This window comes from Mesorhizobium sp. WSM2240, assembly GCF_040438645.1.
Classification (GTDB): Bacteria; Pseudomonadota; Alphaproteobacteria; order Rhizobiales; family Rhizobiaceae; genus Allomesorhizobium.
Genome location: NZ_CP159253.1, coordinates 5,256,753 through 5,274,392, shown reverse-complemented (window position 1 = coordinate 5,274,392; position 17,640 = coordinate 5,256,753). Strand labels below are relative to the sequence as shown.

19 protein-coding genes are annotated in these 17,640 nt (G+C 63.2%); 14 read left to right on the top strand and 5 right to left on the bottom strand.

What is annotated here, in order from left to right:
- Positions 1-22: 22 nt before the first annotated feature.
- Positions 23-1,207, top strand: coding sequence for a Xaa-Pro peptidase family protein (locus ABVK50_RS26265; RefSeq protein WP_353643789.1), 1,185 nt, complete (start codon positions 23-25; stop codon positions 1,205-1,207).
- Positions 1,208-1,822: 615 nt separating this feature from the next.
- On the opposite strand, the gene ABVK50_RS26260 is transcribed toward ABVK50_RS26265, so the two are convergent.
- From ABVK50_RS26260 to ABVK50_RS26250, 3 genes are read right to left on the bottom strand one after another with little or no spacing between them, the layout of a single operon-like run.
- Positions 1,823-2,236 carry a cupin domain-containing protein gene (locus tag ABVK50_RS26260; RefSeq protein ID WP_353643790.1) on the bottom strand — a complete coding sequence of 138 codons (414 nt, stop codon included), beginning with the start codon at positions 2,234-2,236 and terminating at the stop codon, positions 1,823-1,825.
- Positions 2,233-3,102, bottom strand: a complete 870-nt coding sequence (locus ABVK50_RS26255; RefSeq protein ID WP_353643791.1) for a phosphoenolpyruvate hydrolase family protein — start codon at positions 3,100-3,102, stop codon at positions 2,233-2,235. Before ABVK50_RS26255 ends, ABVK50_RS26260 begins: the two co-directional genes overlap by 4 nt.
- 8 nt (positions 3,103-3,110) lie before the next feature.
- Positions 3,111-4,307, bottom strand: a complete 1,197-nt coding sequence (locus ABVK50_RS26250; protein ID WP_353643792.1) for a Tm-1-like ATP-binding domain-containing protein — start codon at positions 4,305-4,307, stop codon at positions 3,111-3,113.
- Positions 4,308-4,396: 89 nt separating this feature from the next.
- Between ABVK50_RS26250 and ABVK50_RS26245 the strand changes: the two genes are divergently transcribed.
- The 7 genes from ABVK50_RS26245 to ABVK50_RS26215 all read left to right on the top strand — a co-directional run bounded on the left by ABVK50_RS26245 (position 4,397) and on the right by ABVK50_RS26215 (position 11,126).
- Positions 4,397-5,041, top strand: a complete 645-nt coding sequence (locus ABVK50_RS26245; protein ID WP_353643793.1) for a TetR/AcrR family transcriptional regulator — start codon at positions 4,397-4,399, stop codon at positions 5,039-5,041.
- A 348-nt stretch (positions 5,042-5,389) separates the two neighbouring features.
- Positions 5,390-6,700 carry an extracellular solute-binding protein gene (locus ABVK50_RS26240; protein ID WP_353643794.1) on the top strand — a complete coding sequence of 437 codons (1,311 nt, stop codon included), beginning with the start codon at positions 5,390-5,392 and terminating at the stop codon, positions 6,698-6,700.
- A 71-nt stretch (positions 6,701-6,771) separates the two neighbouring features.
- Complete coding sequence (locus ABVK50_RS26235; RefSeq protein ID WP_353643795.1) at positions 6,772-7,677, top strand: sugar ABC transporter permease; 906 nt, start codon at positions 6,772-6,774, stop codon at positions 7,675-7,677.
- Between the two features lies 1 nt (position 7,678).
- Positions 7,679-8,638: a carbohydrate ABC transporter permease gene (locus ABVK50_RS26230; RefSeq protein ID WP_165022628.1), complete on the top strand. Its 960-nt coding sequence runs from the start codon at positions 7,679-7,681 to the stop codon at positions 8,636-8,638.
- Positions 8,635-8,862: a hypothetical protein gene (locus ABVK50_RS26225; RefSeq protein WP_353643796.1), complete on the top strand. Its 228-nt coding sequence runs from the start codon at positions 8,635-8,637 to the stop codon at positions 8,860-8,862. The genes ABVK50_RS26230 and ABVK50_RS26225 overlap by 4 nt, the downstream gene beginning before the upstream one ends.
- On the top strand, positions 8,859-9,965 hold the full coding sequence (locus ABVK50_RS26220) for an ABC transporter ATP-binding protein (protein WP_353643797.1): 1,107 nt from the start codon (positions 8,859-8,861) through the stop codon (positions 9,963-9,965). The genes ABVK50_RS26225 and ABVK50_RS26220 overlap by 4 nt, the downstream gene beginning before the upstream one ends.
- 78 nt (positions 9,966-10,043) lie before the next feature.
- The gene (locus ABVK50_RS26215; RefSeq protein ID WP_353643798.1) at positions 10,044-11,126 is read left to right on the top strand and encodes an ABC transporter ATP-binding protein; all 1,083 of its coding nucleotides are present in this window, start codon (positions 10,044-10,046) and stop codon (positions 11,124-11,126) included.
- A gap of 36 nt (positions 11,127-11,162) precedes the next feature.
- Here ABVK50_RS26215 and ABVK50_RS26210 read toward each other — a convergent pair whose 3' ends face one another.
- Entirely contained in the window at positions 11,163-11,360 is a 198-nt protein-coding gene (locus ABVK50_RS26210) for a CsbD family protein (RefSeq protein WP_353643799.1), read from the bottom strand.
- 179 nt (positions 11,361-11,539) lie between these two features.
- On the opposite strand from ABVK50_RS26210, the gene ABVK50_RS26205 reads away from it, so the two are divergent.
- The 3 genes from ABVK50_RS26205 to ABVK50_RS26195 all read left to right on the top strand — a co-directional run bounded on the left by ABVK50_RS26205 (position 11,540) and on the right by ABVK50_RS26195 (position 13,909).
- Positions 11,540-11,992 carry a DoxX family protein gene (locus ABVK50_RS26205; RefSeq protein ID WP_353643800.1) on the top strand — a complete coding sequence of 151 codons (453 nt, stop codon included), beginning with the start codon at positions 11,540-11,542 and terminating at the stop codon, positions 11,990-11,992.
- A 159-nt stretch (positions 11,993-12,151) separates the two neighbouring features.
- On the top strand, positions 12,152-13,126 hold the full coding sequence (locus ABVK50_RS26200) for a complex I NDUFA9 subunit family protein (RefSeq protein ID WP_353643801.1): 975 nt from the start codon (positions 12,152-12,154) through the stop codon (positions 13,124-13,126).
- A gap of 15 nt (positions 13,127-13,141) precedes the next feature.
- Positions 13,142-13,909, top strand: a complete 768-nt coding sequence (locus ABVK50_RS26195) for a sulfite exporter TauE/SafE family protein (RefSeq protein WP_353643802.1) — start codon at positions 13,142-13,144, stop codon at positions 13,907-13,909.
- A gap of 1 nt (position 13,910) precedes the next feature.
- Here the strand turns inward: ABVK50_RS26195 and ABVK50_RS26190 are convergent, their stop codons facing one another.
- A complete protein-coding gene (locus ABVK50_RS26190; RefSeq protein ID WP_353643803.1) occupies positions 13,911-14,717 on the bottom strand; it encodes an undecaprenyl-diphosphate phosphatase in 807 nt (268 codons plus the stop codon).
- 149 nt (positions 14,718-14,866) lie between these two features.
- Here ABVK50_RS26190 and ABVK50_RS26185 point away from each other — a divergent pair, with 149 nt between their 5' ends.
- From ABVK50_RS26185 to ABVK50_RS26175, 3 genes are read left to right on the top strand one after another with little or no spacing between them, the layout of a single operon-like run.
- Entirely contained in the window at positions 14,867-15,559 is a 693-nt protein-coding gene (locus ABVK50_RS26185) for a glutathione S-transferase family protein (protein WP_353643804.1), read from the top strand.
- Entirely contained in the window at positions 15,540-16,718 is a 1,179-nt protein-coding gene (gene queG, locus ABVK50_RS26180) for a tRNA epoxyqueuosine(34) reductase QueG (RefSeq protein ID WP_353643805.1), read from the top strand. Before ABVK50_RS26185 ends, queG begins: the two co-directional genes overlap by 20 nt.
- Positions 16,715-17,626 (top strand): SDR family oxidoreductase, encoded by a 912-nt coding sequence (locus ABVK50_RS26175; protein ID WP_353643807.1) that lies wholly within the window; start codon positions 16,715-16,717, stop codon positions 17,624-17,626. Before queG ends, ABVK50_RS26175 begins: the two co-directional genes overlap by 4 nt.
- Positions 17,627-17,640: the final 14 nt, after the last annotated feature.

The window sequence follows — 17,640 nt, the reverse complement described above, 5'->3', positions numbered from 1 at the left end:
TATGCAGCCAGGGAGAGAGATCATGAACGCACCTTCCGGCAAGAATACCGGCATCGAAATCCCGTTCGATCAGGCCCGCGTCGACCGCCTCATGGAAGAGGCCGGCATCGACGTGCTCGTCGCCACCTCCAAGCACAATGTTGAATATCTGCTGGGCGGCTATAAATTCATCTTCTTCGCCGCAATGGATGCGATCGGGCACAGCCGCTATCTGCCGGTCGTGATCTACGAAAAAGGCCGGCCGGAGCACGCCGCCTATATCGGCAACCGGATGGAAGGCGGCGAACATCACAACAATCCGTTCTGGACGCCGGTGGTCCACACCGCGACCTGGGGCACGATGGACGCGGCCGGTCTTGCAGTCGAGCACCTGAAGAAGATCGGCAAGGCCGATGCGCGCATCGGCATCGAGCCGCCCTTCCTGCCGGCGGACGCGCATGGCGTGTTGCAGGGGCTCGACGGGGCAAGGCTGGTCGACGCCACCTCGATGCTGGAGCGGATGCGGGCGCTCAAGACGCCGGAGGAGCTCCAAATGCTGCGCATCGCGTCGGAACTGATCACCGATTCCATGCTGGCGGTGTTTGCGAGTCAGGGGCCGGGCTCGACCAAGCGGCAGATCGTCGATGCGCTTCGCCGCGAGGAGACCAATCGCGGACTGACCTTCGAGTACGCGCTGCTGACGCTGGGTTCCAGCCACAATCGCGCGGTGTCGCCGCAGGCCTGGCAGCCTGGCGAGGTCCTGTCGCTCGATTCCGGCGGCAATTATCACGGCTATATCGGCGATCTCTGCCGCATGGCGGTGCTCGGGGAGCCTGACCAAGAATTGCAGGATCTGCTGGCGGAGATTGAAGCGGTGCAGCAGGCCGCCTTTTCGAGGATCGCGCCCGGCGTTCTGGGCGGCGACATGATCGCCCATGCCGAAAGCGTGCTGAAGTCCTCGCCGAGCGCGGCCTTCACCGACTTTTTCGCGCACGGAATGGGGCTCATCACCCACGAGGCGCCGTTCCTGATGACCAATCACCCGGTCGCTTATGAGGGCGTGGACGCCGCGCGGCCGCTGGAGGCGGGCATGGTGCTGTCGGTCGAGACCACAATGCTGCATCCGACGCGCGGCTTCATCAAACTCGAGGACACTGTCGCGGTGAAGGACGGCGGCTACGAGATGTTCGGCGACCGCGGGAGGGGGTGGAACCGAGGCGGGACGTGAGAGCGTTTTCTTCCTCCTCCTCCCCTTCTGGGAGGGGCGGGCAAGCTTCTCCGTCGCCACGCCCGGTCTGCCGCAGGACAGTTTACTTTTTTCCGCCGGCACGAACCTGTCGACTGCCGCCGCCTTTTTGCGGAAAGAAAGTAAACTGTGCCCGGCTCGCACTTCTCCATCGCCACGCTGCGTTTCCGCCCTGGCCATTTTCAAAGAACGCTCCTCATTTGCGAGGAGGTAGTCGGGAAGCGGGGCGCGAGGCCGTGCCTCCTAAAGTGAAAATAACGTGGCGCGGTCTCGCGAGTGGTTTGTCCACGGGAGGGGCCATCGCGGAGCATCTTCTTGCCGTCATCCCGGAACCGGAGCGAAGCGGAGGTATCCGGGACCCATTGAGCAGCGCGGCCGGGTCCTGATTTTCGCACGTCGCGCATCATGTCATCGCAAGGACCAGGCCGTGCCCGACGATGTTCGGGCCAATAGGTCCCGGCTCGCACTCGCTTCGCTCATTGGCCGGGATGACGAAGGAGGAGCGGAACCGCCAATCGCCAGCGCCGCTACGCAGAGAGGGCCCAGCAGCTTCCTTTACGGCTTCTGCCGCTTCCTTTTTCTCGTGTGGCAGGCCCTTCAGCCGGCGGGCGGCACCAGTTTGAAATCGGGCAGTTCGCGCAGCGCGAGTTCCGGGCCTGCGGGCGAATAGACGACGAAAAGCTGCATCGGCCCGTCACCAGTGTTTGTCGTCGAGTGGAAGCGGCTTTCGGGCACATAGACCGTACAGCCGGGCCCGACCTTCTTCACCACGGGATTGCCCTCTCCATCCTCGACCATCTGCTCGCCGGTTCCGGAGATCACGAAGATGATTTCCTCCGCGCCCGGATGATTGTGCCGGGCATGGCCCTGGCCTTTCTGCAGATCGACCACGCCGCCGGAAAACCGCGAAGCGCCATTGACCTCCGGCGCCACCGTCAGCGCCAGCCGGCCCCAGTCGAAGGCGAAAGTGTCCACCTCTTTCGGATAGACGAAATTCCGTTCCTTGGTCATGCGGCTCCTCCCCGGTTGTTGTTTGCCGCCGGCGCGCCCAGCGCCAGCGTCTTGAATGTTTCGGTCTGCTGGCGAATGGCGATTTCGGCGGGCAGCCGCTCCATCGAGCTTGCGCCGTAAAAACCGTGGCAGCCAGTGCACCGGTCCAGAATGTATTTTGCATCCTCCGGCATGGATATAGGCCCGCCGTGGCAGAGCACGAAGACATCGCGTCGAATCGAGCGCGCCGCCTCCGCGATCGCGTCGATCTCTCCCAGGCAGTCGTCGAGTGACTTGGCCGAGGTCGCGCCGATCGTGCCTCCCGTGGTCACGCCCATATGCGCGACGATGACATCGGCGCCGGCCCGCGCCATGGCGCGCGCTTCGTCCGGATTGAACACGTAAGGCGTGGTCAGAAGGTCGAGCTTGTGCGCCTCGGCGATCATGTCGACCTCGAGACCAAAACCCATGCCGGTCTCCTCGAAGCTCTGCCGCATCTGGCCGTCGAACAGGCCGATGGTGGGAAAATTCTGCACGCCGGAAAAGCCCATCGTTTTCAGCTCGGCAAGCAGCAGCGGCATGATGACGAACGGATCGGTGCCGTTGACGCCGGCCAGCACCGGGGTGCGCTTCACCACCGGCAGGACTTCGTAGGCCATTTCCTTGACGATCTCGTTGGCGTTGCCATAGGCAAGCAGACCGGCGGCCGAGCCGCGCCCCGCCATGCGGTAACGGCCGGAATTGTAGATGATGATGAGGTCGATCCCGCCCGCCTCCTCGGCCTTGGCCGAGATGCCGGTGCCGGCTCCGCCGCCGACGATCGGCTGGCCGCGATCCACCATGGCGCGGAATTTTTCGAGGATTTGCTGGCGTGGGACTGCGGGCATTCAGGCTCTCATTGTCTGGCGATTTCACGGAACGCAGCGACGGCTGCCTCGGCAAATTGCGGGTCGTTGATGTGAAGAGGCAGCCGCTCGATCCGACGCTGCGGCGTCTGCGTGACGGCAGCCTCGATGGCGGCGAACAGTTCTTCGTCGGCCTCCGGATCGAAAAAGGCGGCGCCTTCGATGTCGAGCGCCGAGACGCCCTTTTCCGGGATGAGAAAGCGCACCGGCCCTTCGCAGGCATTGAGCTTGCGGCCGATCCAGCCGCCGATCTCGCGGCATTCCTCGGCGGTCGTGCGCATCAGCGTGACATTGGGGTTGTGCTCATAGAGCAGCCGCGCCTGCCAAGGCACCGGCACGGTTTCCGGCGCCCAGAAATTGACCATGTCGAGCGCGCCCGTCGACCCGACATAGGGCAGTTTCGTCCGCGCGATGGCGTCGAGCCGGTCCTCGCCCGCCGGCAGAACGCCGCCGAACAGGAGGTCGCAGATCTCCGTCGTGGTGATGTCGACGACGCCCGCGAGCATGCCGGAATCAGCGAGCTTTTCCATCGTCCGCCCGCCCGTTCCGGTCGCGTGGAAAACCAGGCAGTCGTAGTCGGCGCGCAGCGCCTCGCTGATCGCCATCACGCAGGGCGTGGTGACGCCGAACATGGTCAGGCCGAGCGCCGGCTTGCCCGCCATGACGGGCGGCGGATTGGCCGCCATGGCGACGATCGCCTGAGCCGCATTGTGCAGGATGGCGCGGCTGATGCGGTTTAGCCCGGCCATGTCGGTGATCGACGGCATCATGACGATGTCGGAGACGCCGACATAGGGGGCGATATCGCCTGAAGCGAGCGTGGACACCATGATTTTGGGCAGGCCGAGCGGCAGTTCGCGCATGCCGGCGGTCACGATCGAGGTGCCGCCGCCGCCGCCTATGCCGATGATGCCGCTGATGTCGTCGCGAGTCTTCATGAAGCCGGCGAAGGCGGTCGCCATCGCCGCGACCGCGCGGCCGCGATCGCCCGATGCGAGATCGGATTTGATGTTGTCGGGAGCAGCGGCCACCACTTCGATGGCAGAGATATCCGCAGGCCGTGCGGGCGTCGTGACGCCGATATCGACCCGCAGCGGCGTTCCGCCCGCAGCCGCGATCGCGTCAGCCAGGTAGTCGAGTTCTTCGCCCTTGGTGTCGGCCGTGCCGACAACGTAAATGCGCTTCACCGCGCGCTCCTCCCGAGGTTCGTCTCGCCGCATCGCCTCCGCCCAAAAATGAGCGTTGCAATTTTTTGAGACGCGCGTATCGTATTGATATGGATGTCTCACGTCAACAATCGACAAACGCTGTGGATGAGGCGGAGCGCGGTCCGAAGGCGCGGACGCGCCGGCTGATGCTGGAGACCGCAACGCGACTGATGCAGGGCGGCGCGACACCGTCGGTCAGCGAGGCAGCCGAGGCGGCCGGTGTATCGCGGGCCACGGCTTACCGCTATTTCCCGAGCCAGGCCGCTCTGGTGCAGGCCGTCGTCGACGAGGGGCTCGGGCCGATCCTGACCTGGCGCTCGGAAAAGACCGATCCGGCGGAGCGCGTCGCCGACCTCATCGACACGTCGCTGCCGCGCATCGAGGAATTCGAGGCAACGTTCAAGGCGGCGCTCAAGCTGTCGCTCGAGCAGTGGGCAAAGCGGCAGGCCGGAACGCTGGGCGCGGAGCCTCAATTCACGCGCGGCCACCGCATCGATCTGCTGCGCGACGCGCTGGCGCCGCTGCGGGGCGCGCTGCCGCCCGAACAGGTCGATCGACTGGCGCAGGCGCTTTCACTGGTTTTCGGCGTTGAAGTCCTGATCGTTCTGAAGGACATTTGGGGTCTCGATGGCGACCAGACGCGGGCGGTCGCGCAATGGGCGGCGGCAACGCTGGTGCGGGGAGCGGCAGGTGAACACGCGGGAGAGCATTAGGCGCCCGGCAAGGAACTGGTTCTACCAGATGTGGCCCGGACGTCTGCGGCCGGGTGCACCAATCTGGCGGAGTTCGTCGCGGCTTTGTCGCGTAAATGAACGACAATGAAGCCAAATCGAGGTAAAACGGCTTTTCCACGCGACCCAAAAGCAGGAAGAAACCGCTTGACGACAGCTTTAGGTTGGTAATACCAGATTGGGAAGGAGGAGCTTGTCGGGTGTAAGCCCTAAATCGGTTCAAGAGGATGGCCTGGGAGGGCCTGAACCGCGAGCGGCGAGGAGAACTACCAGGCCGGCGCGAAAAACCCGGCTTGCCAACGATAGAGTGCACACAGGGAGGAACTTGTAATGCGCAAGACAGTAACCGGCATTCTTGCCGGTATCAGCTTTACTCTCGCCTGCGGAACATCGGCTTTCGCGCAGGAACTGACCATCTTCTGGGCCGAATGGGATCCTGCCAACTATCTGCAGGAACTCGTCAACGAGTACGAAGCGGAAACCGGCGTCAAGGTTACCGTCGAGACCACCCCGTGGTCCGATTTCCAGACCAAGGCCTTCACGGAATTCAACGCCAAGGGATCGGCGTACGATATGGTGGTGGGCGACTCCCAGTGGATCGGCGCCGCCTCTGAAGGCGGTCACTATGTCGATCTCACCGAGTTCTTCAACAAGCACAACCTCCAGGAAGTGATGGCGCCGGCGACAGTGAAGTACTACGCCGAATACCCGTCGAATTCCGGAAAATACTGGTCGGTCCCGGCTGAGGGCGACGCGGTCGGCTGGTCCTACCGCAAGGACTGGTTCGAAGATCCGAAGGAAATGGAAGCGTTCAAGGCGAAGTACGGCTACGACCTCGACGTGCCGAAGGACTGGAAGCAGCTTCGCGACATCGCCGAATTCTTCCATAGGCCCGACGAGAAGCGCTACGGCATCGCCATCTACACCGACAACTCCTATGACGCGCTGGTGATGGGCGTCGAGAACGCCATCTTCTCCTTCGGCGGCGAGCTCGGCGATTATGCCACCTACAAAGTAGACGGCATCATCAACTCCGAGCAGAACGTCAAGGCGGTGGAGGCGTACAAGGAACTCTACGGCTTCACCCCTCCGGGCTGGGCCAAGAGCTTCTTCATCGAAAACAACCAGGCGATCACAGAGAACCTGGCGGCGATGAGCATGAACTACTTCGCCTTCTTCCCGGCGCTAATCAACGAAGCCTCGAACCCGAACGCCAAGGGCACAGGCTTCTTCGCCAACCCGCCCGGACCGAACGGCGACCAGTACGCGGCGCTCGGCGGCCAGGGCATCTCCGTCGTCAGCTATTCCGAGAACATCGACGAATCGATGAAGTTCCTGGAATGGTTCATCAAGGACGAGACCCAGAAGAAATGGGCGGAACTCGGCGGCTACACCGCCCATGCCAAGACGCTGGAATCGAAAGAATTCCGCGAAGCGACACCGTATAACGAGGCCTTCTACCAGACGATGTTCAAGGTGAAGGATTTCTGGGCGACGCCGGAATACGCCGAGTTGCTGATCGCGATGAACCAGCGCCTCTATCCCTACATCACCGGGGATCAAGGCACAGCCAAGGAAGCGCTCGACGCCCTGGCTGCGGACTGGAACGCGACCTTCAAAAAGTACGGCCGCGGCCAGTAAAAGTTTGAAGCTCCGGAGGGGGCGACCGCGCCCCCTCCTTTTCTTTTCCCGCGGCTCAGAGGAGCGGAATTTTGGCGACTGCAGTGATGACCACGCTGGATCCGAGATCGCGCGCCGCCTCGCGGGGCCTGAGCGACATCTCGATCCGCAACCTCTTCATCATCCCGACGATCGTTTTCCTGATCGTCTTCAACATCTTCCCGCTGCTCTATTCGCTCGGCTATTCGTTCACCGACTTCCGCGCCTCAACCAATGCACCGGCCAGGTTCGTCGGCCTCGCCAATTACCGCGCGCTGCTCAACGACCCATTCATCTGGTCGAACTTCGCCATCACCGCGAAATACGTCATCGTCTCGGTCGCCGGGCAGGTTCTTGTCGGCTTCGGCGTCGCCATGCTGCTGAACCGGGCGATCCCGTTCAAGGGCTTGATAACGACGCTGCTGCTCCTGCCGATGATGCTTTCCATGGCCGTCGTCGGCCTGTTCTGGAAGCTGCTCTACAATCCCTCCTGGGGCGTCATCAATTACGTGCTCGGCCTCGGCAATTTCGAATGGCTGTCCAATCCCGACATGGCGCTCTACGCCATCGCCATCACCGACATCTGGATGTGGTCGCCCTTCGTCATGCTGCTTTCGCTCGCCGGCCTGTCGGCCGTGCCGAAGCATCTCTACGAGGCGGCGGCGATCGACCGCGCCGGGCCGTTCTATACCTTCTTCCGCATCACATTGCCGCTGGTCGCGCCGATCCTGATGATCGCGATCATTTTCCGCACCATGGAAGCGTTCAAGACCTTCGACCTCGCCTACATCCTGTCCAGCCAGCCGACGACCGAGGTCATCTCGATCCGGCTCTACAAGATGGCGTTCCAGGAATGGCAGACGGGCATGTCCTGCGCACTCGCCTACATCGTGCTGATCATGGTGCTGGCCATTACCAACATCTACGTGAAGTATCTCAACAAGGTGAAGGAGCGCTGAGATGGCGGCAGTCCGCACATCGGGCGAAGTGGCGCTCAACCGGGTCGCAATCGTCGCCGTCCTCCTGATCACGCTGATCTTCCTGGCGCCGATCTACTGGATCACCGCAACGGCCTTCAAGCCGCGCAATCTGGCGACCACCATCCCGCCGACCGTCGTGTTCACGCCCGAAATTTCGCCCTTCGTGAAGCTTTTCACCAAGCGCTCGCAACTGCGCGAAGCGCCCTCGCCGGAGGAATACGAGGCTGCGCCGTGGTGGGAGCGCACGATCATGGACGGCGGCGAGAAAGTCGTGCGTTCGGGCCGCGGCGAGGTGCAGCTTTCCGGTTATCCCGACCGCTTCATGAACTCGCTGATCGTGGCGATCACGTCGACGGTGCTCGCCGTCGGCATGGGCACATTCACCGCCTACGGCTTCTCGCGCTTCAAGGTGAAGGGCGAGGGCGACCTGCTCTTCTTCATCCTGTCGACGCGTATGCTGCCGCCGGTGGTGGTGGCGATCCCGATGTTCCTGATGTACCGCGCCGTCGGCCTCAACGACACGCATTGGGGCCTGATCATCCTCTACACGGCCTTCAACCTGTCCTTCTCGGTCTGGCTGATGAAGGGATTCATGGACGAGATCCCGAAAGAGTATGAGGAGGCGGCGCTGGTCGACGGCTATACCCGCATGCAGGCCTTCTTCAAGGTGGTGCTTCCCGAAGCCGCGACGGGCATCGCGGCCACCGCGGTGTTCTGCTTCATCACCGCGTGGAACGAATACGCCTTCGCGCTGATCATGACCAATCGCCGCGCCCAGACCGCGCCGCCCTTCATTCCGAGCCAGGTCGGCTCGGGCCTGCCGGACTGGACGGTGATCGCCGCCGGCACGTTCCTGTTCCTGCTGCCGGTCGCCATCTTCACTTTCCTCCTGCGCAATCACCTGCTGCGCGGCATGTCCTTCGGAGCGATCCGCAAATGATCCGCAGCGATAAACTACAGCGCATTGCCGAAATCGTGATGGTTCTCGGCATCGTCGCGCTCTGCCAGCCATGGAATTTCTTCCTGCACCGGTACGGGCTGACCATCATCATCATAGGACTGGTGACATTCCTGCTCACCAACTGGTTCGGCTCCAAAGTCGTGGAGAAGGAAAACAACGACGGCGTCTTCGATGTTTCCGATCATCATGAGGGTCGCACGTGACACAGATCGAGCTCCGCGGCGTTCAAAAATGGTTCGGCGCTGTTCAGGTCATCAAGGACCTGAACCTGAAGATCGAGGACAACGAGTTCATCGTGCTGCTCGGCCAGTCGGGCTGCGGCAAGACGACGACGCTGCGCGCCATCGCAGGGCTCGAGACGATCGACGAGGGCGACATCCTCATCGACGGCGCGCCGGTGCAGCACAAGAAGGCATCAGACCGCGACATAGCCTTCGTCTTCCAGTCATTCTCGCTCTATCCGCACATGACGGTTTACGAGAACATCGCGTTTCCGCTCCGCGCCACGCGAACGAGCAAGGCCGATCTCGACCGCGAGGTGCGCGATGTAGCCAAGACGCTGCGGATAAGCCATCTCCTGGACAAGCGGCCATCCGCGCTTTCGGGCGGCGACATGCAGCGCGTCGCCATCGGCCGGGCGCTGGTCAGACGGCCGAAGGCGATGCTGATGGACGAGCCGATCGGCGCGCTCGACGCGAAATTGCGCGAGGAGATGCGGGCCGAGATCAAGCGGCTGCACCTGAAGCAGGGCTCGACCACGATCTACGTCACGCACGACCAGATCGAGGCGATGAGCCTCGCCGACCGCATCGTCATCATGCATGAGGGCATCCTGCAGCAGGTCGGCACGCCGTCGGAAGTCTATGCCCATCCGGCCAATCTTTTCGTGGCGCAGTTCGTCGGAAGCCCGGTTATGAATGTCGCCACCGCATCCGTGTCCGAGGCCGGCGGCGCCGCCCAGGTTACGGTCGAGGGCGCCGACCAAGGGTTTGCTTTTCCGCGGGAACTGCTCTCCAGGCTGAACGGCAAGGCTTCGGCAGGTGGGCTCTCGCTGGGCATCCGGCCCGAAGGCGTCATCGTCGCGCACCAGGCCGGCGACGGCTTTCTTCCTGTCGAGGCGCATATCATCGAGCCGCTGGGCTCTTACGACATCGTGGACCTCAAGGTCGGCTCGCAGATGCTGCGCGCCCGCACACGTTCGGGCTTCGTCACCAGGGCCGGCGACCAGGTCTTTGCCCGCATCGATCCGTCCCAGGCGCATTTCTTCGACACGGCCAGCGGCGATTCGCTGGGAGTGAGGTTGTGATGAGCGTGCCCGCCATCACGTCCCCTCGAATCATGCGCACCAAAAGCAGCGCGATCTCTCGCCAGGGTGCGATCTGATATGGCCCATATACAGCTCAAAAACATCACCAAGAAATTCGGGAACCACACCGCGCTGAAGGGGCTCGACCTCGAGATCGCCGACGGCGAGTTCTTCGTACTGCTGGGCGAGACCGGGGCCGGCAAGACGACGACGCTGCGGCTCATCGCCGGGCTGGAAACGCCGACCGAGGGGCAAATTTTCATAGACGGCGTCGATGTCGGCGACTGGGGCGCGGCCGAGCGCGACGTGGCGCTGGTGCTGCAGCAATATTCGCTCTATCCGCGCTACACGGTGCGCCAGAATCTCGAATTCCCGCTGAAATCGAAAATCCGGCGCATCGAGCCGAAGGAGATCGAGGAGCGTGTCGCCCGCGCGGCAAAGACGCTGCGCATCGAACACCTCCTTGAGCGCAAGACAGACCGGCTGTCGGGCGGCGAGATGCAGCGCGTCTCGATCGGCCGGGCGATCGTGCGCCAGCCGCGCGTCTTTCTCATGGACGAGCCGCTTTCGGCGCTTGACGCCAAACTTCGCGAGGCGCTCAGGACCGAGTTGAAAAACCTGCAGATGAACCTCGGCGAGACCTTCCTGTTCGTCACCCACGACCAGATCGAAGCGATGTCGATGGGCGACAAGATCGGCGTCCTAAACCACGGCCGTCTGGTGCAGACCGGCACGCCGAACGAGATCTACAACAATCCGCTGAACACTTTCGTCGCGCGCTCTGTCGGCTCGCCGCCCATGAACCTGCTCGACGGGAAGCTGTCGGGCGGGCGGGCGATTGTGGCGCCTACGCGTTTCGAACTGCCTTACGCCGGCGCGGTCCAAGCCGGTGCGGGCGAAGATCGCCCGCTCATCTTCGGCATCCGCCCCGAGGACATTTATCTGGAGCCCGGCGCGCCAGTCGAGGCACAGGTGCATGACGTGGAAAATCACGGTGTCGAGAAGATCCTGACCTTGCGCGTCGGCGACGAAACCATCCGGGCAACGGTGCCCGCCAGGACCGAAGTGGCGCTGGAAGAGGCGGTTCGCTTTGCCTGGAACCCGCAAAAGGTCGTGCTGTTCGATCAAGCCAGCGGCATCAGCCTCCGGCACGCGCGCTGAAGGCCGCCGCGATTGCGGCGGCCCGATATGACCTGATCAGTGGCGCGTCAGCCACTCGTCGATCTCGCGTTCGGCTTCTTCCTCGGTCTTGCCGTAGTTTTTCTGTATCCGGCCGGCCAGTTCCTTCCGGCTGCCCTTGATCACGTCGAGATCGTCGTTGGTCAGCTTGCCCCACTGCTTCTGGGCTTTGCCCTTGAACTGCTCCCAATTTCCTTCGACCTGATTCCAGTTCATCTCGTTCTCCTTTCGTGATTGCTACCGCGGCCGGCGGCCGCTTCGAACGGATAACGGCTTTTCGCGGCGCGGGTTCCGCTCCGGCGGACAGTCCAGGCTTCCCGCTTCAAACCTTGTTGATTTGACCGTGAACGGTTTCGCTCCATGTTTTTGCGCTGCAACAAAGGGAGCACGGGATTTTGGATATAGCGACCGAGACTTCAGGCAAGCGCCTGTTTATTCCAGCCTTGCGCGGCGTCTATGCTGGCCTGCACGACAGCGCCGAAACGCTCCTTCGCATCGTTGCCGGCGTGGCGCTTTTCACTCACGGCCTGGGCAAGATAGGCGACCCCTTCGGCGCGGCCGGAATGGTCGAAGGGCTTGGGTTCTATCCCGGCACGTTCTGGTCGCCGCTGCTGTCGTTCACTGAATTCTTCGGCGGCATCCTGATCGCGATCGGCCTGCTCACCCGTCCTGCAGCCTTCGCGGCGATGATCGTCCTGCTGGTGACCGTCTGGTTCCACTGGGTCACGCAGGGCCAAGGTTATTCCGGGGCCGAAAAGTCGATCCTGTGGTCTGCGGTGTTCTTCTTCTTCGTGGTTCGCGGCGGCAATCGACACTCGGTCGACGCCAAAATCGGTAGGGAATTCTAGCCTCCGGCCAGTTCACCGGTACAAGGTCGAGAGCCCCGCGAAGCCTTTTCGCGAGGCTTTTTCATATGCGTCGCGATGCGCCGCGGCATGCCCTATCTGCGCTCTTTGCCTTTGCCGAGAAACCGATTAAGACACGGCGAAAGCCGACCGGAGCCAGCCATGACCGAAATACTGCAAACCCCGAAGCTCGTGACCGTTTTCGGCGGCTCCGGCTTTCTGGGCCGCCATGTCGTGCAGGCTTTGGCCAAGCGGGGGTATCGGGTGCGCGTCGCCAGCCGGCGGCCGCATCTGGCGGGGCATTTGCAGCCGCTCGGCAATGTCGGGCAGATTCAGCCGATACAGGCAAATCTGCGCGTGCGCTGGTCGGTGGACCGCGCGGTGCAGGGAGCCGACCACGTCGTCAACCTGGTCGGCATTCTCTATGAAACGGGCCGGCAGAAATTCTCGACAGTGCAGGAATTGGGCGCACGTGCAGTCGCGGAGGCAGCACGTTCCACAGGCGCGGGACTGACCCACGTCTCGGCGCTGGGCGCCGACATCAAAGGCGAGGCTGAATACGCAAAGACCAAGGCGCGTGGGGAGATCGCCGCCCTCGAAACCGTGCCCGATGCGGTGATCTACCGCCCGTCGATCATGTTCGGGCCGGAGGACGGCTTCTTCAACCGCTTCGCCAACATGGCACGGTTTTCCCCCGCGCTGCCGCTGATCGGCGGCGGCGAGACGAAGTTCCAGCCGGTCTATGTCGGCGATGTCGCGGAAGCCATTGCGCGTTCGGTCGACGGGGAGGTCAAGGGCGGAACGATCTACGAACTCGGCGGGCCGCGGATCATGAGCTTCCGACAGTGCATGGAAGAAATGCTGGAAACAATCGGCCGCAAGCGGCTGCTCGTGCCCGTGCCGTGGTGGCTGGCGAGACTGCAGGGGGCGATCCTCGGCCTGCTGCCCAAGCCGCTCCTGACCACCGACCAGGTTACGCTGCTCAAGACCGACAACATCGTCTCGGCGGAAGCCGAGGCGGAGCGGCGCACGCTGGCCGCCCTCGGCATCCAGGGCCGTTCGACCGCCGCGATCCTGCCGACCTATCTCTGGCGGTACCGCCCGGCCGGACAGTTTTCGCAGAAGACCGAAGCCTGACAGGTCCGGGCGGCGGTGGAGGCGCTCGCCGCGCTGCTCCCCGAAGGGTTGAGCGCCGCTGTTGCCGCGCTGCTGGTCGCAGCCAGTTTTTTCACCTCGGCGCTCACCGCCGCCTTCGGGGTCGGCGGCGGCGTCGCAATGCTTGCTCTGATGGGGCTGTTCGTTCCGGTCGCGGCGCTGATCCCGGTGCATGGTGCGGTGCAGCTCGGCTCCAATACCGGGCGCGCCTGGCACCAGCGCGCCAATGTCCGCATGGATGTCGCAGCCCCCTTCATCGCCGGCAGTATCGTCGGCGCGATCGGCGGCGCTTTCCTGGTCGTCCAGTTGCCGGACGCGCTGCTCAAGCTGGTGCTTGGCGGCTTCATCATCGCGGTGACCTGGACGAAAATACCCGGCATAGAGCGGCTGGGGCAGGCCGGTCTCGCCGTGGCGAGTGCGGCGCTGGCGCTGATGACCATGTTCGTCGGCGCTACCGGACCGCTTCTTTCGGCGGTCTTCGCGCAAATATTCGCCAATGACCGCAAGGCGCTGGTGGCCACGCATGCGGCAGGCATGACGGTGCAGCACGCGCTGAAGATCGTGGTTTTCGGGTTTGCCGGCTTCGCCTTCAGCGATTGGCTTCCTTTGATCGCGGTGATGATCGCCTCGGGCTTTCTCGGCACGGTCTACGGCACGAGAATGCTCGAGAAGATGCCGGAAGAAACCTTCAAGAGATGGTTCCGGATCGGCATCACCATCCTTGCGCTCGACCTGCTCCGGCGCGGACTGGCAGGGTTGCTCTGAATCAGCCCACGAGATAAAGCGCCGCAAGACCGACGCCGCCGACGATCAGCCGCCACCAGCCGAACAGCGCGTAGCCGTGGCTCGAGACGTAGTCGAGCAGAGAACGGACGACGACGACAGCCATGATAAACGCCGCGACGAAACCGGCCACGATCACCGGCAGATCGGCCAACGACAGTATGTCGCGGTTCTTGAACAGGTCGTAGGCAAAGGCCCCGGCCATGGTCGGCATGGCCAGGAAGAACGAGAATTCGGCGGCAGAGCGCTTATCAGCGCCCATCAGCAGCGAGCCGACGATGGTGGCTCCGGAGCGCGACGTACCGGGAATCATCGAGAGGCACTGGACGAGGCCGATCTTGAAGCAGAGCGAGAGCGGAAATTGCCTCACGTCGCTATATTTCGGCTTCAGCGCCAGACGGTCGACCCACAACAGCACGAAGCCGCCGATGATCAGCATGATGCAGATGAGTTTCGGCGTCTCGAACAGCACGGTCTTGATGAAGCCATGCGCGAGCGCGCCGATCACCGCCGCCGGCAGGAAAGCGACGAGGATGCCAAGCACGAAATGGCGCGCCTTCGGGTCATGCGGCAGATCGGACGCGATCCGCCACAGCCGGGCGGAATAGACGGTCAGGATGGCAAGGATCGCACCAAGCTGGATCAGGACCTCAAAGGTCTTGCCGGTCGATTTGAACCCGAGAAAATGCCCGGCCAGGAGAATGTGGCCCGTCGAGGACACGGGTATGAATTCCGTCAGGCCTTCGAGCATGCCAAGCAGCAGCGCTTCCACGATCGTCTGGTTTTCCATCTGTCTCTCGGCTGGATGCTGTTGGCCGCTTGCTTGTCATGACGCGGAACTCACCCTATAGGTCGGGCCCGTGACGGCCCGTCGATCGGGCGGGCCAACCTCTACCCGCGCCGCCGGCAATTGACCAGCGCACTTTTTACCGCAGGACCATGCTGACGCTTTTCCACCATCCGATGTTCGCTTCATGCCGTTTCGTTCGTCTTTCCTTCGGCGAGTATGGCGAGGAACTGGCGCTGATCGAGGAGAAGCCCTGGACACGGCGCAAGGAGTTCCTGGCGCTGAACGCCGCAGGAACGCTGCCCGTGCTGCTTGCGGAAGGCGACGTACCGATCGTCGGCGCCGGCGTGATCGCCGAATATCTCGACGAGACCCGCGGCGTTCTGAAGCGCGAGAAGCGGCTGTTCGCCGAAGATCCGATGGAGCGGGCTGAAATTCGCCGCCTGGTCGACTGGTATCTGACCAAGACCGAGAGCGAGGTGACGCGGCATCTGGTGCGCGAACGTGTGCTGAAGCCGATGATGGCGGAGGCGCAGGGCGGCGGTTCGCCCGATTCGGGAGCAATCCGGGCCGCGCGCGCCAATATCCGGCAGCACATGAAGTACACCAACTGGCTGGCCGGAACGCGGCACTGGCTGGCCGGGCCGCGAATTACCTATGCCGATCTCGCAGCGGCCGCGACGATTTCCGTGCTCGACTACCTCGGCGAAGTCGACTGGCGCGACCACAACGCAGCGCGCGAATGGTATACTCGCGTGAAATCGCGGCCCTCGTTTCGCCCGCTGCTGGGCGACCGGGTTCGCGGCCTTTCGCCGGTGTCTCACTATGCGGACCTCGATTTCTGAAAAGCCTCAACGGAGCGCGCGCCTGCGGCAGATGATCTACCGCGAGGCTCGGCTGGCCGGCTTCGCCGCCGCCGCCGTGGTTTCACCCGACGCGATCCCGCTTGCGCCGGTGCGCCTGGCCGAGTTCGTGGCAGACGGCTTTCACGGCTCGATGGGCTGGATGGAAGAAACCATGCTGCGCCGGGCAAACCCCAGGACGCTGTGGCCCGACGTGCGCTCGATCATCGTGCTCGCAATGAATTACGGTCCCGACCATGATCCCGGCGAAGTGCTCGAAAAGCCCGATCGCGGGGCGATCTCGGTCTATGCCCAGAACCGCGACTATCACGACGTGATGAAGGGCCGGCTGAAGCAGATAGCCGGCAAGATCGCGGCGCAGGCCGGCGGCGACGTGAAGGTGTTCGTCGACACAGCGCCGGTCATGGAAAAGCCTCTGGCTGAGGCGGCCGGGCTCGGCTGGCAGGGCAAGCATACTAACCTGGTCAGCCGCGAACATGGCTCATGGCTGTTCCTCGGCAGCATCTTCACCACCGCCGAGCTTGCGCCGGACGCGCGGGAGGAAGACCATTGCGGCTCATGCCGGGCATGCCTAGACGTCTGCCCCACCGACGCTTTTCCGGCGCCCTACCGGCTCGATGCGCGACGCTGCATCTCGTATCTTACAATCGAGAACAAGGGCCCGATCCCGCACGAATTCAGGCATGCGATCGGCAACCGCATCTATGGCTGCGACGATTGTCTCGCAGTCTGCCCGTGGAACAAATTTGCGCGCACAGCGTCGGAGGCGAAGCTTGCCGCACGCGATGATCTGCGCGAGCCGCCGCTGGCGGAGCTGCTGGCGCTCGACGATGCGGGGTTCAGGGCGTTCTTCTCGGGCTCACCGATCAAGCGGATCGGTCGCGACCGCTTCCTGCGCAATGTGCTGATCGCCGCCGGCAATTCCGGCGACGCCGGGCTGATAGAGCAGTGCAGAGAACATCTCGACGACGCTTCGCCGCTGGTGCGCGGCGCTGCGGTCTGGGCGCTGTCGCGGCTCCTGGACGCGCGCCAATTTGCGGAGCTTGCCGCCGGCAGACTGGTGGGAGAAGGCGATCCCGACGTAACCTCGGAATGGAACCGGGCGATCGAAGCCGCCGGAAGGATCAAAAGCCACGCATGACCAGCTTCTTCATCTTCGGAGCCGGCTATTCCGGCCAGGCGTTTGCCAAAACGGTTCCCGACCCGGGAATGAAGATCGCCGGCACGACGCGCTCACGCGAAAAATTCGACCGGCTGAGGCGGACCGGAATCGAGCCTCACCTGTTTGCCGACCAGATGACGCCCGAACTGGCCGACGCCCTGCGCGGCGTCAGCCATATCATCGTCTCGGTCGCTCCGGATGAAGCCGGCGACCCGGTGCTCAATGCCGCACGCGACCTGATGGCAACGGAAATGCCAGAGCTCGCCTGGATCGGATATCTCTCCACGGTCGGCGTCTATGGCGACCATGGCGGCGCCTGGGTCGATGAGAGCAGCGAATGCCGCCCGGTTTCGCGCCGCTCCACATTGCGGTTCAAGGCGGAGCAGGAATGGCTGGAGCTTGGCCGTGAAACCGGCATTCCGGTCGCGGTTCTGCGCCTTTCCGGTATTTACGGGCCTGGCCGCAACGCCTTTGTCCATCTCACCGAAGGCACTGCAAAGCGGCTGGTGAAGAAGGACCAGGTGTTCAACCGCATCCATGTGGCCGATATCGCCGGCGCGCTCTGGCATCTCGCAGGACAGAGACAGGGAGGCGTCTTCAACGTCACTGACGACATGCCGGCACCGCCGCAGGACGTGGTTTCATACGCCGCCGAACTGATGGGCATCGAGCCGCCGCCGGAAACCCCCTTCGAAACCGCGGAGCTTTCTCCGATGGCGCGTTCCTTCTACGGCGAGAACAAGCGCGTCTCCAACGCTGCTCTCAAGCAGATCGGCTACGCCTTCCGGTTCCCCAACTACAAATTGGCATTCGATACGATGTGGACCGAAGGGAACTGGAGGGGCGCGGGGCGCGAGGATGCACGAAGCCCAATCCGAAGGTCATGATCGAAACTCGGCAT